The organism is Olsenella profusa F0195, from assembly GCF_000468755.1.
Classification (GTDB): domain Bacteria; phylum Actinomycetota; class Coriobacteriia; order Coriobacteriales; family Atopobiaceae; genus Olsenella_F; species Olsenella_F profusa.
Genome location: NZ_AWEZ01000001.1, coordinates 1 through 16,793 on the forward strand (window position 1 = coordinate 1; position 16,793 = coordinate 16,793).

Annotated in this window: 23 protein-coding genes and 2 pseudogenes; 14 read left to right on the forward strand and 11 right to left on the reverse strand. The window is 63.2% G+C overall.

Annotation, left to right across the window (positions count from 1 at the left end; all coding sequences use genetic code 11):
- Both HMPREF1316_RS00005 and HMPREF1316_RS12885 read right to left on the reverse strand, forming a co-directional pair.
- Positions 1-338, reverse strand: a 338-nt coding sequence (locus tag HMPREF1316_RS00005) for a transposase (RefSeq protein ID WP_021724834.1), incomplete at its 3' end; no start/stop codon positions are given.
- A gap of 265 nt (positions 339-603) precedes the next feature.
- Positions 604-900, reverse strand: a complete 297-nt coding sequence (locus HMPREF1316_RS12885) for a hypothetical protein (protein WP_198009516.1) — start codon at positions 898-900, stop codon at positions 604-606.
- Positions 901-1,134: 234 nt separating this feature from the next.
- Between HMPREF1316_RS12885 and HMPREF1316_RS13495 the strand changes: the two are divergent.
- Positions 1,135-1,392: pseudogene (locus HMPREF1316_RS13495) on the forward strand (ATP-binding cassette domain-containing protein); the annotation flags it as partial.
- A 33-nt stretch (positions 1,393-1,425) separates the two neighbouring features.
- On the opposite strand, the gene HMPREF1316_RS00015 reads toward HMPREF1316_RS13495, so the two are convergent.
- Positions 1,426-2,004, reverse strand: coding sequence for a TetR/AcrR family transcriptional regulator (locus HMPREF1316_RS00015; protein ID WP_021724828.1), 579 nt, complete (start codon positions 2,002-2,004; stop codon positions 1,426-1,428).
- Between the two features lie 113 nt (positions 2,005-2,117).
- On the opposite strand from HMPREF1316_RS00015, the gene HMPREF1316_RS00020 reads away from it, so the two are divergent.
- On the forward strand, positions 2,118-2,867 hold the full coding sequence (locus tag HMPREF1316_RS00020; protein WP_021724847.1) for an ABC transporter ATP-binding protein: 750 nt from the start codon (positions 2,118-2,120) through the stop codon (positions 2,865-2,867).
- Entirely contained in the window at positions 2,860-4,080 is a 1,221-nt protein-coding gene (locus tag HMPREF1316_RS00025) for an ABC transporter permease (protein WP_021724851.1), read from the forward strand. The genes HMPREF1316_RS00020 and HMPREF1316_RS00025 overlap by 8 nt, the downstream gene beginning before the upstream one ends.
- Before the next feature lie 268 nt (positions 4,081-4,348).
- On the opposite strand, the gene HMPREF1316_RS12890 is transcribed toward HMPREF1316_RS00025, so the two are convergent.
- Both HMPREF1316_RS12890 and HMPREF1316_RS12895 read right to left on the reverse strand, forming a co-directional pair.
- Complete coding sequence (locus HMPREF1316_RS12890; RefSeq protein WP_198009517.1) at positions 4,349-5,044, reverse strand: ATP-binding protein; 696 nt, start codon at positions 5,042-5,044, stop codon at positions 4,349-4,351.
- Complete coding sequence (locus HMPREF1316_RS12895) at positions 4,975-5,520, reverse strand: ATP-binding protein (protein WP_198009518.1); 546 nt, start codon at positions 5,518-5,520, stop codon at positions 4,975-4,977. The genes HMPREF1316_RS12890 and HMPREF1316_RS12895 overlap by 70 nt, the downstream gene beginning before the upstream one ends.
- Positions 5,521-5,816: 296 nt before the next feature.
- Here HMPREF1316_RS12895 and HMPREF1316_RS00035 point away from each other — a divergent pair, with 296 nt between their 5' ends.
- Positions 5,817-6,029: a type II toxin-antitoxin system Phd/YefM family antitoxin gene (locus tag HMPREF1316_RS00035; protein WP_021724846.1), complete on the forward strand. Its 213-nt coding sequence runs from the start codon at positions 5,817-5,819 to the stop codon at positions 6,027-6,029.
- Positions 6,026-6,409: a type II toxin-antitoxin system death-on-curing family toxin gene (locus tag HMPREF1316_RS00040; RefSeq protein WP_021724849.1), complete on the forward strand. Its 384-nt coding sequence runs from the start codon at positions 6,026-6,028 to the stop codon at positions 6,407-6,409. The genes HMPREF1316_RS00035 and HMPREF1316_RS00040 overlap by 4 nt, the downstream gene beginning before the upstream one ends.
- A 1,332-nt stretch (positions 6,410-7,741) precedes the next feature.
- On the opposite strand, the gene HMPREF1316_RS13895 is transcribed toward HMPREF1316_RS00040, so the two are convergent.
- From HMPREF1316_RS13895 to HMPREF1316_RS00060, 4 genes are all read right to left on the reverse strand, one after another.
- Positions 7,742-8,296: a hypothetical protein gene (locus HMPREF1316_RS13895; protein ID WP_156900946.1), complete on the reverse strand. Its 555-nt coding sequence runs from the start codon at positions 8,294-8,296 to the stop codon at positions 7,742-7,744.
- 159 nt (positions 8,297-8,455) lie between these two features.
- Positions 8,456-8,893 carry a helix-turn-helix domain-containing protein gene (locus HMPREF1316_RS00050; protein WP_021724845.1) on the reverse strand — a complete coding sequence of 146 codons (438 nt, stop codon included), beginning with the start codon at positions 8,891-8,893 and terminating at the stop codon, positions 8,456-8,458.
- 9 nt (positions 8,894-8,902) lie between these two features.
- Positions 8,903-9,556: an ABC-2 transporter permease gene (locus tag HMPREF1316_RS00055; RefSeq protein WP_021724831.1), complete on the reverse strand. Its 654-nt coding sequence runs from the start codon at positions 9,554-9,556 to the stop codon at positions 8,903-8,905.
- Complete coding sequence (locus HMPREF1316_RS00060; RefSeq protein WP_021724848.1) at positions 9,549-10,271, reverse strand: ABC transporter ATP-binding protein; 723 nt, start codon at positions 10,269-10,271, stop codon at positions 9,549-9,551. The genes HMPREF1316_RS00055 and HMPREF1316_RS00060 overlap by 8 nt, the downstream gene beginning before the upstream one ends.
- Positions 10,272-10,623: 352 nt before the next feature.
- Here HMPREF1316_RS00060 and HMPREF1316_RS00065 point away from each other — a divergent pair, with 352 nt between their 5' ends.
- The 7 genes and pseudogenes from HMPREF1316_RS00065 (at position 10,624) to HMPREF1316_RS14215 (ending at position 14,000) form a co-directional block, all read left to right on the forward strand.
- Entirely contained in the window at positions 10,624-10,902 is a 279-nt protein-coding gene (locus tag HMPREF1316_RS00065) for a type II toxin-antitoxin system RelB/DinJ family antitoxin (protein WP_021724837.1), read from the forward strand.
- Positions 10,892-11,236, forward strand: a complete 345-nt coding sequence (locus tag HMPREF1316_RS00070; RefSeq protein WP_040650607.1) for a type II toxin-antitoxin system PemK/MazF family toxin — start codon at positions 10,892-10,894, stop codon at positions 11,234-11,236. Before HMPREF1316_RS00065 ends, HMPREF1316_RS00070 begins: the two co-directional genes overlap by 11 nt.
- Before the next feature lie 151 nt (positions 11,237-11,387).
- Positions 11,388-11,936, forward strand: coding sequence for a GrpB family protein (locus HMPREF1316_RS00075; protein ID WP_021724841.1), 549 nt, complete (start codon positions 11,388-11,390; stop codon positions 11,934-11,936).
- Between the two features lie 24 nt (positions 11,937-11,960).
- The gene (locus HMPREF1316_RS14815; RefSeq protein ID WP_021724852.1) at positions 11,961-12,092 is read left to right on the forward strand and encodes a hypothetical protein; all 132 of its coding nucleotides are present in this window, start codon (positions 11,961-11,963) and stop codon (positions 12,090-12,092) included.
- 15 nt (positions 12,093-12,107) lie between these two features.
- Positions 12,108-12,569, forward strand: a pseudogene (locus tag HMPREF1316_RS00080) (GNAT family N-acetyltransferase); the annotation flags it as partial.
- 117 nt (positions 12,570-12,686) lie between these two features.
- Complete coding sequence (locus HMPREF1316_RS13900; protein ID WP_156900947.1) at positions 12,687-12,842, forward strand: nucleotidyl transferase AbiEii/AbiGii toxin family protein; 156 nt, start codon at positions 12,687-12,689, stop codon at positions 12,840-12,842.
- A 633-nt stretch (positions 12,843-13,475) separates the two neighbouring features.
- A complete protein-coding gene (locus tag HMPREF1316_RS14215; protein WP_198009519.1) occupies positions 13,476-14,000 on the forward strand; it encodes a hypothetical protein in 525 nt (174 codons plus the stop codon).
- 382 nt (positions 14,001-14,382) lie between these two features.
- Here the strand turns inward: HMPREF1316_RS14215 and HMPREF1316_RS00090 are convergent, their stop codons facing one another.
- Positions 14,383-14,646: a type II toxin-antitoxin system RelE/ParE family toxin gene (locus HMPREF1316_RS00090; RefSeq protein ID WP_198009520.1), complete on the reverse strand. Its 264-nt coding sequence runs from the start codon at positions 14,644-14,646 to the stop codon at positions 14,383-14,385.
- A 27-nt stretch (positions 14,647-14,673) separates the two neighbouring features.
- Positions 14,674-14,937 carry a type II toxin-antitoxin system prevent-host-death family antitoxin gene (locus tag HMPREF1316_RS00095; protein WP_040650610.1) on the reverse strand — a complete coding sequence of 88 codons (264 nt, stop codon included), beginning with the start codon at positions 14,935-14,937 and terminating at the stop codon, positions 14,674-14,676.
- 947 nt (positions 14,938-15,884) lie between these two features.
- Between HMPREF1316_RS00095 and HMPREF1316_RS00100 the strand changes: the two genes are divergently transcribed.
- The gene (locus HMPREF1316_RS00100; protein WP_021724835.1) at positions 15,885-16,196 is read left to right on the forward strand and encodes a hypothetical protein; all 312 of its coding nucleotides are present in this window, start codon (positions 15,885-15,887) and stop codon (positions 16,194-16,196) included.
- Between the two features lie 106 nt (positions 16,197-16,302).
- Complete coding sequence (locus HMPREF1316_RS00105) at positions 16,303-16,755, forward strand: helix-turn-helix domain-containing protein (protein WP_232204367.1); 453 nt, start codon at positions 16,303-16,305, stop codon at positions 16,753-16,755.
- The last annotated feature ends 38 nt before the right edge of the window (positions 16,756-16,793 follow it).

Here is a 16,793-nt window from a genome sequence, read left to right on the forward strand (position 1 = left end):
TGGTCGACGTTGGAGTGCATCATCCAGGAGACGAGGCGGTCGAGGGCCTCCGCGGCGGACGCGCGGTCACGGCAGCCGTAGACGTCTCGCATGGCCTCGGTCATCTGGCAGGCCCTTGCCGTCCTCAGGTGTGACTTCGCGGGGTCGAGTTCGGCCCTCTTGGCCCTCTGCCACTCGGTGAGGTTCTCCTCGCGCTTGAGCCAGACATACTTGGTGCGCACGAGCATCCGCCCCTTCTCGTCGGACTCGCGCCTCTCGGCGCACCTCACCCTGTCGGTGGCCTTCGCGAAGAGCTGCATCACGTGGAAGCGGTCTACGGTCTGGGAGGCCTGGGGCATCTCGGAGGCGACGCCTGTGGAGTAGTCTCGGCCAGTCGCGGGTGACCTCCAGGATGGCCCTGCGGTCGCCCCCGCGGGCCTCGAGCCCGTCCGAGAGCCTGCCTATGGCCTCCCTGCCCTCCGTGACGGCCACCACCCTCTTGTGTTTAGTCAAGCCTGACTTTCGGTTTTGAGCACGGATTTCTTTGGTAGTGTCGGGAATGACACACCATAGGAGCGTCATTCCCGACACTACCGCAGCCCAGGTACGCACCAACTCAGAGATCTAGGCAGCATCCTTCCCTTTCCGGGGATCAATGCGAAAAACAGCCTCGCCATCCCTACTTTCGATGGTCAGCCCGTAACGATCCTCCAGAGTAAACAGGGTATGCATAAGACCGAAATAGCTGTCAATGTCAGGAACATTAAGAGCAAGCGGAGATGCATCAAGCACACCGGCCAATGCCTTGGTCAAGTCCTCTTTCGGCGTGCATGCACACAGCCATGTACTATGCCATGCGGATATATAGTGGGCCCGGAACTGGGAGAACAAGGTCGACTCCTTCACCTTGCCGAAGAGCATCCAGCATGCCGTGAGCATGCTGGTCCTCGGCGACGACAGGGCCCTTCTCCGCCATCATCGCAACGCGCTTAGCGAGCTCTAAAAGCTCGCAGGCCGGGAGCTTCGGCTTCCGGCCCCTTCCGTTGGGCGCGGCCTGGGCTCCTGCAGCCGTTCCCACGGCCTTTAGCGTTCCTTTGGACAGCCTGCCCAAACTGGGAGATGAAAGGTTGGACGGCAAAGAAGGAAGGAAACGACATGACGAGATGCGTTCTGGAAACGCGTGGGTTCGTGAAACGCTTCGGGCGGGGAGGCAGCGCCCAGACGGCGGTGGACCACGTATCGCTGTACGTCGATGAGGGGAAGGTCTACGTGCTGCTCGGCCCCAACGGCGCGGGCAAGTCGACCACGCTCAAGATGATCGCGGGCATGCTGCATCCCACCAAGGGCCACGGCCTGCATCAGGCCGCGTACGTAACCGACGACACGCATGCAGGGCGCGGCTCCAAGCGTGGCGCCGCCGTTGCCCCGCAGTGCGCCCCTCGCCGCTCACCCGAGCATCGCCTTAGCCGGGCCGCGCAGAACGGCGGAGCGCGCCGTCGCGACAAGCTCTTCGAGCGGCATGTCGCGGTCCGACGCGAGCCAGCGCGCGTACATGCCCAAAAGCATGCTCGACGTCCCGTAGAAGACGAGGGCCTGCCGCTCGGACATCCTCTCGATGCCGACGTGTGCGCAGACCACCCCCATCGCGGCCAGGCGTGCCCGCTCGACGAAGGATGGGTCGGCCCCGTTGAGGAGCACGGCGAGGTGACCGAAGTGGTCCCCGAGCGCCTCCTCGATGCACCGCGCGGTTCTTGCGCATCCCCTGCGTCCTCCCGGCGCGAGGGCTGCGAGCACCTCCGGGAAGAGAACTTCCTCGACCCGCTCGGATATCTCGGCCTCGCATTGGTCGCGCACGTCGTAGACGCTCGAGAAGTGCGTGTAGAACGTGGACCGCGTGATGCCGGCTCTTCCGCACACCTCGCGCACAGTGATGCGCTCTATAGGGTCGTCCCTCATGATCTCGAACAGACCATCGGTGATGCGCCGCTTCGTCGCCGCCACGGTCCTGGAGTCGCGTTTCCCCACGGGTCCTCCTCCCGGAAATCGGACACATCCGCCCGTTCTGTCGCTTGAACGGGGGTGGGGCTCCCCGCACAATGAAATCGGACACGGTGTCCATTTTACGGAAGGAGGCTGCCATGGGTCAAGAAACGGCACTCGTGCGGGTCGAGTCCGCATCCAAGAGCTTCGGGAGGAGACGCGTGCTCGACGAGGTGTCGTTGGAGGCGCACTGTGGGCAGGTCACGGGACTCATCGGCCCCTCCGGGTGTGGCAAGACGACGCTCGCCAGCCTCGTCGTCGGGTCGGCGGTCCCGAGCTCGGGCCACGTCTTCCTCGACGGCGAGGAGGCCCCCTATCCGACGATGCGCCCGAAACTCGGCTACATGCCCCAGGACGCGGCCCTCTACGAGGGCGTCACCGCCCGCGAGAACCTAGCCTTCTTCGGGGCGCTCCAGGGGCTCTCCCGCACGCAAATCCGCATACGTGAGGCGGAGCTGCTGCCGCTCCTTGGTCTGGAGGACGCCCGCGATCAGCTCGTCGGCAGCTTCTCGGGCGGCATGAAGCGCCGCCTCTCGCTCGCCGTGGCGCTCGTCGCCAAGCCCGACATCCTGGTGATGGACGAGCCCACGGTGGGCCTCGACCCGGTGCGGCGCATCGAGCTCTGGAGCCTCTTCAGAACGCTCGCCGACGGGGGTGCCGCGCTGCTGGTGACCACCCACGTCATGGACGAGGCCGCCCACTGCGACGTCGTCGCCCTGATGAGGGAGGGCGTTCTTGTGTCTGTCGGCTCGCCCCGGGTGATTCTCGAGTCGACATCGACGGGAAGCTTGGAGGAGGCCTTCGTCGCCCTCGTGGGGCCGAAGGGGAAGGAGACCGACCATGCGTAGCCTGCTCGCGGTTGCCCGCCGCATCATCGCGGAATTCGCCCATGACCGGAGGGTGGTCGCGGTGCTCGTCCTCGCCCCCTGCGTCACCTTCCTCCTGTTCTACCTCGTTCTGGGCGTGCCCCCCTACGTGCCCCGGCTCGCACTCGTCAACGTCCCCGACAGCTTCGTCTCCTACCTCAGCAACGAGAACTGCGCCCTGCAAACCGCCAACGCCCAGGAGGCGCAGCGGCTCCTCGAGGCGGCGGAGGTGGACGCCGTCGTCTCGGCGGGCGACGGCCACGTCCTCGAAGTGCGCGTCGAGGGCGCGGACGCCTCGCACACCGCCGCCGCGCTATCCATCATCCGCTCCGCCCTTGTCAAGCAGCAGGAATCCGCTCGCGACGAGCTGCTTTCCCAGGCGGGCGAGTTCGAGGAGCGCATCGACTCCATCGAGTTCGACATCGACGACGAGACGCGCTCACGCCTGCCCGCCGGAGTTCTCGAGGCGATAGAGGAGGCGGAATCGCTTGCAAGAGACGTCCCCGACGTGGAAGGCGCCATGCCCTTCACGTCCATCGAGGTCGGCTACCTCCACGGCCGGGCCGACTGGACCGTCTTCGAGTACTACGGGCCGGTCTTCATCGGGCTGTTCGTGTTCATGTTCGTCTTCATGACCGGCTCCATGAGCCTGCTCGCCGAGCGGACCTGCGGCACGAGGGAACGGCTGCTCACCACACCCGTGAGGGGCTGGCAGGTCGCTGGCGGCTACACGCTCGGATTCGGCTTGGTGGCCCTGCTGTACACGGCCGTCACGATCGCCTTCACCGTGTGCGTGGTGGGCTTCCCGAACGAGGGCTCGCCGCTGCTCGTCGCGGCCCTCGCAGTCTCCATGGCGGCGGTGTCGCTCACCCTGAGTCTGGCCGTCTCGGGCCTGGCCAGGAGCCCCTTCCAGGTCATCCAGCTGCTGCTCGTGTTCGTCATACCGCAGCTGATGCTTTCGGGCATCTTTGACCTCTCCCAAGCGCCGGCATGGCTGCGGGCCGTCGCCTCGGCACTGCCGCTCGGCTACGGGGCCGAAGCCTTGCGCGACGTCATGCTGCGCGGAGCGGGGCTCGAGGCGGTAGCTGCCCCCCTCGCCATCATGTGGGGCTTCGCCGCCCTCTTCTTCGCCCTGGCGTGCTTGAGCATGAGGCGGCCGCAGGTCAGGCGAGCCGGGCTCTCCCGGCCCCGATGAGGAGGCGGATGCGGTCTCGTTCGCCACGAACTGTTTTTCCCGAAACCTCGCCAGACGCGTCATGGGTCTTCCAGAGTCGACGGGCGGTTGTGCCGGATGGTCGAAAGGCCTGTTCGGACACTGGTGCTTAGGGGGTGTTCCGCTAGGCGGTACGCCCTGGGGGGCACGTCGATGCTGCTGCAAAATGCCAACACGGGAATCCACCGCGCCCATTACAGTCTGAGCCGCAGACAATCCGTGCGTCTTGATTTTCGCCGTCGTCGATGGGCTATGTTGGAAGCGATGCGGGTCTCGCTGAAGGACTCGCTGCCGTGCTCGCGTACGACCTCAAGACGCCACTCACGGTGACGCTCGTCAACGCCGACCTGCTCGTCGAGACCGCCGCCTCGGGCACGCTCGGCGCGGACCAGGCCGCATGCGCCCAGCGCTCAACCTGGTGGGAAGCGTCTGCGACCATGCGCGCGGGGGCCGGGTGTCGCTCTCGTTCTCCTATGATGCCGGCGTGCGGGTCCTCTCTATCGCCGTCGAGGGCGTATCCCCGGCGTCTCAACTCGTTGTAGACGACGCTCTCTATGCCGAAGCCGACGTCATTCTGCCTGAAGTTGATTTGCGCGTTACGAAGCCCAACATCCTCGGGGTAGTACTTCGCCGGGGTCTTCAGGTACGCCTTGCCCTTGATGTCATATCGGCGCGCTCTCTCGAACAGGAACGCATCCTCCAGGTGCTGAATGTAGGCGTAGACCGTGTCGTCGGTAATCTTGACGTGCTTCTCGGTTTGCAGGGTGCCCGCGAGACCGCTCGTGCTCACAAGCGAGCCGGTGGTGGAGCAGAGTACGTCGAACAGCGCGGCCATCTTCTCAGGCAGGAGCACGTCGTTGCGTTCGACAACGTCGCTCAGGTACGTCTGCGCGACCAGGTTCTCAAGGTAGCGCATCTTCGAGGCCTCGTCCGGCTCGTCGAACAAGTGCGGCATGCCGCCGTAGGTGAGGTGCTCCTGCAGCGCAAAGCGCTTGTGCCCGCATAGGCGGCATAGAACTCGCAGTAGGAAAGCGGATGCACACGCACTTCAGTGCCGCGGTCCCTGAAGCCTGTCGCGATATCCCTCGAGAGGAGCTTGGAGTTGCTTCCCGTGATGTACACGTCGTAGTTCGCGTGGTTGTTCAGCGATATGACGACTCCCTCGAACGCCTCCACCATCTGGATCTCGTCGAGGATGATGTAGTACTGGGTGCCCTCGTCAGGCGCCGCCTTCTCCACGTACTCGCGCAGCGCCTTCCTCTCACGCAGCTCTTCGAACCTGTCGTCGTCGAGCGCTACGACAACGATCTGATTGTCGCGTGCGCCCTCGCCACGGAGGTAGTCGCAGAACAGGTTCTTGAGAAGATAGCTCTTGCCGCAGCGGCATACCCCGGTGATTATCTTAGCGTAGGGACTGAGCATCCTCTGCTTCAGTTGCTCCAGATATTCATCCCTCTCGATTCTCATAATCCCTCGATCTTCGATTCACATGTGCAGTATTTTTCGACTGGTATGCTAAAAGCATCGCACTCTGCCGCATCATTCAGATCAGGGTTTCGATCGAGTTTCATGTAACGAGGGATACCCACCGTGGTCGGATGAAGTTGTTAATCAACCCGATGGAATGTGTCGGTGAGCATTTTTATAGTGTTTGTCCATCAGTTGGTACCAGACTATATACTGGCTATAATTTTAGCCAGTATCGAAAGGAGCCGGGTATGGCGGCATTGACGATTGGCCTAGCTGAGGCAAAGAACAACTTTTCTCGCGTGACGGCGGAAGTGAACAGGACTGGCAGGTCGGTCACCGTCCTGAAGAATAATAGGCCATGGGTTGTCATCCAGCCTGCGCAGAGGACGGCCAACGCTACGGATGTTGCCGTCAACTTCATGGACGAGTACGCGGACGTGTTCGAGGAGCTTGCCAAGTGAGCGCTGCGGCGTTCTCCAAAGAAGACGTGCTCGCCATTCACTTGGCGACAATCGACCGATTCGGTGGGCTCGAAGGAGTGCGTGACGAGGGGCTCCTCGACTCGGTGCTAGCGCAGCCGTTCCAGACCTTCGGCGGCGAGGAACTGTATCCGACCCCCATCGAGAAGGCATGCAGGTATGCGTTCGGGGTTATCTCAGGCCACCCGTTTCTTGACGGCAACAAGAGGACGGGCGCAGCACTGCTGGGCACCTACCTCATAATGTCCGGCATCGACTTTAGACCCGACCATTCGTCCTTTCTCGAATTCGTGTTGGGCGTTGCGGACGGCTCCGTGGATTACGATGCGCTCGTCGACTGGGTTGCAAGCGTAGTGCTTTGATCCCCTGTTCACTTCGAGTGGACTCAACCCTGCCGTTCCCGCGGTCGCCATTCCCGCCGTTTTCACCCAAGCCACCCTGATCAGCGGGAGCCAGGAAGAATTCGGGCGGCGCGGCGTCATGCAGCCGGGGCTCGAAGAGAAATTCCCCCCCTACCCTGCGGCCACGTTCGTTACGGGACTCGTCTGGTCGTCTGACACCTTCCCTTCTGGTTCACGTCTGGTGAATCGCATCTGAGCCTCTCCTTTGCACTCTTCGCCCTGCAGGCAGTGCTTCTCTCGTTTCGGATGGCGGGCATGCGCCGGCGCGAATCGTCGGTGCTCCATTGCATAATCCTCCACGGAGCCGTCAACACCGCGATGTCCGTCTCTGCCGTTCAGTTGGGTGCTCCGCTCGTCATCTCCTTCGCCGCCGTCACCGTCCTTTCAATCCGGCTTGGTATGACGGGCAATTGCGTAAAGCAGCGCTGTAGGCCTAGGAATACATCTAAATTTGCAGAGCGTGGAAGATGAAGAACATTGACGTCATATACATGAACCAAGACTTATCGCTTACGAGATTCGAGGATGACGGCAAGATTGTGCCTACGGGCCAAAAATCGGCTCTTCGCTGTTTCTAGTGGGTAGCGAGCGGCCGAGCCCGAGGGACATCATCGTCTTGAGGTGTCCTACGTTCCCGAATCCCCTCCTCGCCCTCTTGACGGGCTGGATCACGGATGTGTTTGATAGCCTCCCGTTTGCGGGTTCGGGCGTCGGAAGGTTTCGGGTCCGAGCACGAAAGACTTTCGGGTTCGGGCAAGGGCGCGCCGACCATCCGCGGTCGGCCCGACAATGTTGTCGCCTCGGTCTGCGACGCGGGGAGGGCCGGAGGGGAGTGAACTGCGTCCCAAAACTTGGACGCTTCCAATGCAGGGCTAATGGACTGGGTAGGATAGTCATGCGGGGGCTCGGGTCCGTCGGCAAAGGCGCGACCAGGGAGGAGAGTGGGGGCCCTTCAAAGGCCAGCGCCCTCTTCGCGGGCGAGCGGCTGTGAGGGGGCCGAGTTCGGTTTCATCGCCGCCCGCCTCGGCGAGCGCAAGGCGGCTACGGTGTGCCGGGCGCCCGGCGCCGCCAGGCGGGGCCACTACCAGTGGGCCAGCAGGCCCGACGGCGCACACGACCTGCGCGACCTCGGGCTGGCCAGGCTGGTCGGCGGCGAGCACGGGGCCAGCATGGGCATCTGCGGCGCGCCGAAGGCGTCCATGCGGCCTGAGACGTCCGGCGTGGCCACCTCGCGCAGGCGCGTCGCCCGCATCATGCGCGAGCACGGCTGGCGCGGCGTCACCAGGAGCCGCGCTAGGAGGGCCTCGGGGGAAAGGCGCGCGGCGGGGCGGACTCGCACGACGACCTGGCCAGGCACGACTCCGGCGCGACGGGCCCGAACGAGGCGTGGTTCGCCGGCATCACCCACGCGCGCACGCACCAGGGCCGGCCCTGCCTCGCCGTCGTCATGGATGTGTGGCCCGGGATGGTGGTGGGGTGGTCGATGGGCCCGAGGATCACCGCGGAGCCCGCCGACGACGCCCCCAGGATGGCCATCGCCCGCGGGCGGCCGGGCAGGGGCTGCACCATTCGGGCCACGGCGCGCAGCACGCTGGCCTGCTCCTCGGCAAGGCCATGCGCGGCAACGGCATCAGGCCGTCCATGGGGCCCGTATCCTCGCCGTGGGACAACGCCGTGACCGAGTCGCCGGCGGGCGTCATCAGGTCCGAGTGCGTGCACGCGGGGACGCTCGAGAGCCGCGAGCAGGCAGCGCTCGCGCTCTTCGAGCACATCGAGCGTCTCCACGACAGGATCGGGACTCACTCGGCCCTCGGCTGGGTCAGCCCCGCCGAATTCGAGAGGATTCACGATGGGAAAAGCCGTCCGAAGGCGGCATGGGACCTGTCAACGCAAACGGGGCAGATTCAGAATCAAGGCGCCAGCCCAGCAGCACAAGGTCGATGTCCGCGGGCGGAAGCGAAGGGACAGGTGGGAACCCCCGCCCTATAGCGTTCCCCTCGGCGCGCGTCACTTGCCATCAGGGAACAAAGCCCGGTTCACAAGCTCGATCCTCCGCTCGAAGATCTCGGCCGGGATCAGGGCGAACCCCTCGTCGTCCTTGCTCAGCAGGACGAGCCTCTGACCCGCGCAGAGGCCGAAGCGGTCTCGCGCCGCCTTCGGGATGACGATCTGGCCGCGCTCGTTCATGGTGACGATACCCCATATGTCCTTGCCCCTCGGCGCGGGGAGCAGCACGCGTCCGTCGTCCATCTCCTCGGTCCTCAGCAGGGCGTCAACCGTGGTGTCGTACACGTGCGCGAGCCGCGCGCACTTCTCGACGTCGGGGATGGTGGCGCCGCTCTCCCACTTGGCGTACGCCTGGCGGGAGATGCCGACCCTCTCTGCGACGTCTTCCTGCGAGAAGCCGTGGATGCTTCGCAGCATGAGCAGGTTGTCCTTGAGCATGTCCGCCCCCTACAGGTCCGTCCTCTCGAAGCTTGTCGCGGCGCTTCTCAGCGCGATCCCGGTAAGGGCGACATAGCACGCCACGCCCGTCGCGAGCAAGCCGAGCTGCAGGGGCAGGTGAGAGAAGCCAAAGGCGTTCAGTGTCTCCAGCCCGGAGACGTGGTGCAGGGCCTCGGCGGCCGCAATCGCCACGAACGCGACGACGATGAAGGCCACGAAGGGCTTGCCGAGCTTATACGAGGTCCTGAAGAAGCCCGCGACGAAGATGAGGTTGAACAGCCCAAACAGCACAAACGCCACGCCGAGTGCGAAGGGGTTCGCGTTCATGAGCGCGTTTTGCAGGTACACCGGCGTGTCCGCGAGCACCGTCATGCGAACCACCATCGCAATCGCCATTACGAGCAGCGTGCACATCTCGATGACGCACGAGAAGCAGACCTTGCCCTTAGCAACGTCCTGCTTGGACACGGGAAGGAGCGCTGAGAACACCAGGTCGTTTACCTCACGGGCATTCTGGAAGCTCTGGAAGATGCCGAGGCACGAGAAGAACACGCCGCACAGAATCGGGTACCCGGGGAGGAGGAACATTAAGCCGAACGCGATGAAGGCGTACGAGAGCACCGAGGCGGAGAGCCTCATCTCCTTGACCAGCAGGTTACGCATCCTGCTCACCCCTCTCCAGACGCAGGAACGCCTCTTCGAGCGTCTCGCCTCGCTCCTGGCAGCGTTCCGCGAACTCCTCCTTGGGACAGGCAGCTACGATCTTTCCCTTGGATACGTACACGATGTCATCGGCGCACCGTTCGATGTCGGAGATGATGTGCGTGGAGAAGAAGATGGCCACGCCCGCCTGCCTGATCCGGTCGAAGAGCCCCAGGAGCTCGTCGCGGGAGAACGGGTCGAGCCCGCTGGTCGGCTCGTCCAGGATAAGGGCCTCCGCGCCGTGGGAGAGGGCGAACAGGAGGTTGCACTTCACCTTCATGCCATCGGAGAGCTCGCGCGGTGCCTTGTCCTCGTCGACCGCGAACATGCGCAGGTAACCCTCGTAGGCCGCGTCGTCCCAGGTGTCATAGAAGAGCTTCATGACATTCTTGATGTCGCGGATCCTCTTGCGCGGGTACCAGCTGACGGTGCCCGTGGAGTAGCCTATGCGCTTCTTGATTCGTGCCTCGTTGCCCGCGAGCGGCAGTCCGAAGTAGTCGATTTCGCCGCGATCGGGATGGACCAGGTTCAGCATCGACTTGATGGCCGTCGTCTTGCCCGCGCCGTTGCGGCCGATGAAGCCGGCGATCCGTCCCCCGGCAAGCGAGAACGAGACCGCGTCGAGTGTGAAGCCGGGATACGTCTTGGTCAGGTCCCGGACGGTAACGATGCCCATGCTCCTCCTCAGAAAGATTTGATTTGTATGAACACCGTAGCGTTCGGTTGCACCCGCTTCTACCAACCGCACTTGGCGAATATCGGCAATTTCCGTTAGCTTTGGTTGCGTCACCCCCACATCCAGACAGCCGTGCAGCGCTTCGGCCACCACTGGATGTCGCGGCGTTCTGGTCAACGGAAAGAGTATGCGGAAGACGTTTACCGATCGTCGGTTTAGTAAGGTAAGACAATTAGGGTTTTTATCTGGACCCATAGGGCCTTGAGTTTCGCACAATACTTTTAGAGGCGCAGCGCTTGATAGAAGTACCCACTCTGGGTACATTATGGGTACAGTTATTTAGGAGGAAATCATGGCGACAGCGACCAGGCCGCGCAAGGCGGAGATAAAGACCAGGACGACCGACCAGGTGAAGGAAGACGCCACGAACGTCTATTCACGCTGGGGCCTGAGCCTTTCCGATGCCATAAACATGTTCCTCATCAAGTCCATCGAGGTGGGCGGCCTGCCGTTCAATCTCCGTGTCGAGAAGCCGTCCTACAAGGCGCTTTCCGCCAAGGCATACCATGTTGAGCTGAACCCTGACGGCATCGCCGTCCTGCCAGCCGAGTGGGACGACGATGACGAGTAGCGGAGTTCCTCGGCCTTGGGAGCTATGGCACGCCCGAGTCGATTTCTCCGAGGGCAGGGGTTACAAGTACCGGCCAGTGATCGTCGTGGGCGTTGCGGAGGATGGCTCCATCGTCATGATGGTCACGTCCGCCACGAACAGGCTGCATTTGGAGCACGACCATTTCATCAGCGGATGGCAGGCTGCAGGGCTCGAGAAGCCCCCCATCGCCAGAGCGGACAGGATCGCCCAGATTCCTGCCGACTACCTGAGTACTGCAGGGCGCATCGGTCGCCTCGACGGTGCCGACATCCAGGCGATAACCAGGATCCTTTCCGAAATAGCTGAGAGCTGAATAATCGCCGGCGGCAGTGGCGACGGTGGATCTCCGATGGAGGCGGCGCTTCAAGAGACAAGAGGGGAGCCCGACGTTGTATTCGAAAGCATGGTGCAACTTCCCTCGACGGAGGGAGAGAGGCCGGGATATAGGAAAAGAGCTGTCCGAGATGACGCTGGAGGAGCTCTGGGAGCTGTTCCCCATATTTCTCGTCGAGCATAACGACGAATGGGACTCGCGCTACGACGAGATGGAGGCCCGGCTGCGGCATGTTCTGTCCGAGTGTCCCGTAAAGAGGATCAGCCACGTGGGAAGCACGGCGATTCCCAGGATATGGGCAAAGGACATCGTTGACATTCTCGTCGAAGTCTCAGGCGAGGCGGATTTGGAAGCCGTCGCACACGCCATCGAGGGCGGTGGGTTTCTACGAATGTCCGAAGGTAGGGACAAGATGTCCTTCAACTGCGGCTATACCGAGGATGGGTTTGCGGAGAAGGTCTTCCACGTGCACCTCCGGCGCAGCGGCGACAACGACGAGCTGTACTTCAGGGATTATCTGAGGGAGCATCCGCAGATCGCCCGAGAGTACGAAGCGCTGAAGCTGGACCTGTGGAGGCGATTCGAGTACGACCGCGACGGCTACACCGAGGCGAAGACGGAGTTCGTCAGAAAATGGACCGACGAGGCGAAGGAGGATTACGAGGGGCGCTACTCCTGACCCCGGCTTCGCGTAGGCGAATCTGTGATTCGCCCCCAGCTCCGCGTGCTACAATCGCCCGAGCAGACGATCCGGCGGGAGGCTGGCATGACGTTCGAGACCGAGAGGCTCCTCCTCAGGCCATGGGACGAGAGGGACGCGGAGGATCTGTACTAGTACGCGAGCCATCCCGACGTGGGCCCCATCGCAGGCTGGCCCGTCCACACGAGCGTGGAGGACAGCTGGGAGGTCATACGTAACGTGCTCTCCGTGCCGGAGAGCTACGCCGTGGTCCTCAAGGAGGCGGGACGCCCGGTCGGCAGCATCGGGCTCATGGTCGGTGGGGCGAGCAACATCGGCATCCCGGACACCGAGGGAGAGATTGGCTACTGGATCGGCGTCCCGCACTGGGGGCAGGGGCTCATCCCTGAGGCCACGCGCGAGATCATGCGCCACGGCTTCGAGGATCTTGGGCTCGAGAGGATGTGGTGCGGATACTTCGACGGCAACGATAAGTCGAGACGCGTGCAGGAGAAGTGCGGCTTCCGCTACCACCACACGGCGGAGAACGTCCCCTGCCAGATTGACGGTCTCCGCAGGACAGAGTACGTCACCTGCATCACGAGGGACGAATGGAGTGCCTCCCGGTCGTAGGTGCGCAGTACGTAAGCTGACCTCCGGCGAGGTCGAGAGATACCTGTCGGAGCGCTCGTTTCCGGTGGGCGCGTACGGCGCCCTACATCTGATGTGCTTGATAGTAGCGTTCACCTGATGTCCCACCCGCTTGAAACCGTACTCGCAGAGAAGCTCGAGACCGTCGTCTCCCGTGGCGTGACCACCACACGTCCGCGCGACTTCTACGACGTACACTTCTATGGCGGACCAAGGGCGACACCTGCGGCGTGCCGACATTGCGTGAGGCGCTAAAGGCTGCATGCACTAAGCGAGGCCGCGCAGAGAGGATGGAACGTTGGCGGGCGGTTCTCGATGAGGTCGCGGCCACCCAGACGATGCTTGCGCTCTGGGGCAAACATGTGAAGAAGAACCCTTACGCATTCGGCATAGAGTTGGCACGCTGCTGCGTGAGTGTTTGCCCGCATAGGCAGTGGCATTATTCGGCTTGAGCAACGCCGATATCCTGTCTGGGCGGGGGCGATCCGGTCCATGATGGCGTCGGCGCGAACGCCGCTGCCCGGTCTTGCGTGCCAGCCCTCCTACTGGAGCTGCGTGCGGGAGATCGTCGACCCCCCTGGACCGTCGCTCCATGATCTCCGGGATGAACGCGCGGAAGCCCTCGTCTGGCTCCTCGAGGGGCCGCTCGTCCATCACGGGAAGCCGGAGGTTCGCCAGCCTGCGGTCGGTGCCGCCCTTCGCCAACGCCGCGCGGCGCGCTTCTCCGAGGTCGGGGACGCGCGCGTGGTGAGCCCTCATCCCACTTCGGCGGCCCTCCTCGGCGGGCGTGCCCCGCCGGCCGCCATCCGCACCCTCCCCTCGCAGGTCATGCCCATGCGCACCGCATCGTCCCGGGACCCGAGAGCCGCGAGGGAGTCCACCGCGCCCATGTCGCGAAGCTCTCCCCTCGCCCCTGCGCTGACGTTCGTCCGCGGCCCTCCGCAGCAGTCGGCGCCGCGGACGCAGCCGGTCGTGGCGCCGCCCACCGCTCCCGCCTTACCCTGGTCGGTCTCGGGCATCGGTGGGTTGGGTGTTCCGCTCTTCGCTGATGCTGACCTTACCGGAGGCAAGGTCAAGGCCTTCTTCGACCGTGTGAAGGTGTGGGACCTCTACGACGTTGCGAATCTCAAGCGCGTGCTCGACGGAAGAGGCGCTGCCGAGTGCGCCGTCGCCCACAAGGCGATTCTCTTCTACGCGTCGCTTTCGGCGGCGTTCCTGCATGGGTTCGAGGATCGCCTCGGACGCTTTGTCGACAGGGGACGCGAGCTCGAGGAGCAGCTCCTGCCCATGCTCAGGAGGGACGAGAAAGTGCCTACCCTCGATGGGCTGATCGGCACCGCGTACGAGTTCGTTTCCGCCTACGTCTTGCCGCGGACGGATGCCGAGGAAGAGTATCTCGGGCGGCTCTCGTAGGGAGCGTTCGATCCAAGCCTGCTCCTCGAAGACGAGGCGATGGCGCGTGCGGCGATCGCCAGTCCGGAAGCCCAGTGGAAGCTGCAGAACATCAGGAAGCTGCGAAGGCATGGCCATGGAGATGCCTAGCTGCATGTAGTCACTCCTCGCGCACGTGGCCATGCCTTCGCAGCTCAGTGCCGCCACTCTTCACTCGGAGCCGTCACTCTCGGGTCAGGGGACGTCCCGTCCCGCCGGCACTGCTTTCGCTCATGTAGTCAGTTGCGTGCAATTGAAATACGTTTCCGTAGGTCAAATTTAAGAGTGGTTGGGATGCTTTTTCGCCCTAACTCTGTCCCGCCACAGAGCCCAAGAGGAGCCTAGCGTTCTCCGAAGAGCTCCTTCATATAGAGTCGCTCTTGGCATAATGGACTCTGACTATCAGCGCACGTCCTTGTTTGCAGGAGAAGAGCACCATCCAGTTGCCACTGACCATGTAGCGGTATCCCGTGTCTAGACCGTTGACGGAGCGAAGCATCATGCCGGAACCGGGAACGCCGGTGAACAGCTGCGCCTTCTCTATGACGGATTCCACCAGGCGTCTTGCGGCGGTTGGGCTGGAAAGCTCGAACTCGGTATGATCCGCGGCTGAAGCGAGGCCTTCCACGGTAGCGGGCAACCGGACGAAGTCCACCTAGCCAGCCTGAGGGAATCGCTTGTCGAACGCCGCGCGAACCTGATCGGTAGTGAGGGTTTCGCGCTCCTCCACAGAATGCACGTCATAGCCAAACTGGGCTATCAGGGTTCGCTCTGCCTCGTAACGCTCGTAGTCCGACACGTCCTGGATGACGAATCTCCCGCGCCCGTTCTTCGTCAGGAACACAGGAGAGCCCGGTGCCACCTCGTCGAGCACCGCGCTGTAAGGCCTCAGATCAGAAATGGGCTTGATGTTCGGCATCACAAGCCTCCTAAGCTGCACATTCACACGTTAATATCACAGTGTCGCTCCGTTCGCCGCAATGCGAAAACGAAGACGCCCCGTTGCCCTTGGGCCCCGAGCTCGCCCCAGCATTCAGGGCTGAGAGGGGAATCCACGACGCTCGGGCACACGCTGGCGAGACATGCAGCCAGGCAGCCCGTGTTGAAATCCGGCGGTACTATGACTGCGTCGGACGGCATGGACTCGACCTCTTCGGCACTTGCGGCCGTGTAACTGCTCTGCCCGCCCGAGCCGAATTCGCCGTACGCAACCCCGCCGCCCCGCGGAGCACCCGCCTTGCTCGAATGTGCTTCAGCCTTTGTGACCCTTGAGATCCCTGCGTCCGCAGCGTCCTTGCCGGGGGTCCCTTCTCGCGACGTCGGATTCCGGCTTCAGGGCGTCGGATTACGAAGCCATCGCAAAGCTCCTTTCGCCCTACTTGTTCCCACTGTGGCGAGGCGACTCGTCAGAGAGCAGACGCCTCGTTCGGCCGTCATTCCCCGCGGGCCCCGCCGCGTGCCACGATCCAGCGTTGCCGCAAGGCGGGCGTTTAATCCTTACTGATCTGCGCTCATTCTCCGCCATTGCGTGTCAAGGCGGAACTCAGTCCTGAGTTCCAGGCGAGTTCCGGTTTTGGGACGATTTCGCGGACGTGAAAATAAACAAAGCCGCTGTTCAGGCGGCTCGTGGGGTTCGCGCTTCCCTGTTTTGTGTCTATTGAGTGGGAGTAAAATTTCGCACAAATCACTATTCCACACTCTTCCACTAAAAGCAACAAATCCGCAGGTCAGAAGTGGTGTGTCCGAGAAATCGGCGCACCACTTCGCTTCAAAAGAAAGCGCTCCTTTCGGGATGATTCGTACCGGAATTCGTACCACCCCAGCGCCACCATTCACGGTGCTGGGCATCGAGAGGAGATAAGAAAGATGATGAACGAAGCCAAGATGACAGAGCTCACCCAAGCCGAGGACATGGCCTACTTCCGAGCGGATCTCTGCCTGTACTCGCCGGAGAGCTACAGCCTGGAGGAGAAGAAGGAGATCTGCAACGACATGATGGCCACGAGCAAGGCGGTGCTCGACGCCATGCGCGAAGACTTCGAGCAGCTGCCCCCGGACGCCCGCGCTAAGCTCCTGGACATGCTCTGCGCATCCGGCGTCGAGAGCCCGGAGTGGTGGTGGGACGTTCTCGTGGGCGACGGAGATTCGCTCTACCGCGAGCTCGAGCCGCTTAGCTAGTCCGAACCCACATAGCATGAAGGAAGGCCGCCTATCGCCCTGAACTGCCTCCCATTTCTTGGACACAAGAAATGGGAGGTTCGTCTTTATGCCTGATGACTTGCGCTTGAAGCACGATGCCGGCTCCAGAAGGGAGGCGGCAAGGCTGTTCGAGATGGGATACGGCTACGGCCCGGTCGCCTCCATGATGTCGCCTCCCGAGGAGGCTGTGAGAGAATGGCTCTACACGTTCCGCGCCGTCGGATCGGAGGGCCTGCTGAACATGGGGAGAACCCAGGCGAGATACAGCTGGGAGCTGAAGTGCGACGCGGCCAGGGCCGTGGCCGGGGGCGAGATGACCGTCGTCGAGGCGATGGAGGCCTACGGGGTCGCATCGCGCTCGCCCCTGAACAAGTGGTGCAAGCTGTACCGCGAGGGCGGCGCCGGCGCGCTCAGGCCCAGGCCCAAGGGGCGGCCGAGGGGCTCCGGGGGCAAGTCCGCGGGGCTGACGCGGGAGCAGGAGCTCGAGCGGCGGATCAAGAGGCTGGAGGCGGAGAACGCCTGCCCAAAGAATCGATAGCCCTGAAGGCGGAGAAGCGCTCCCGGACCGCGAGAAGG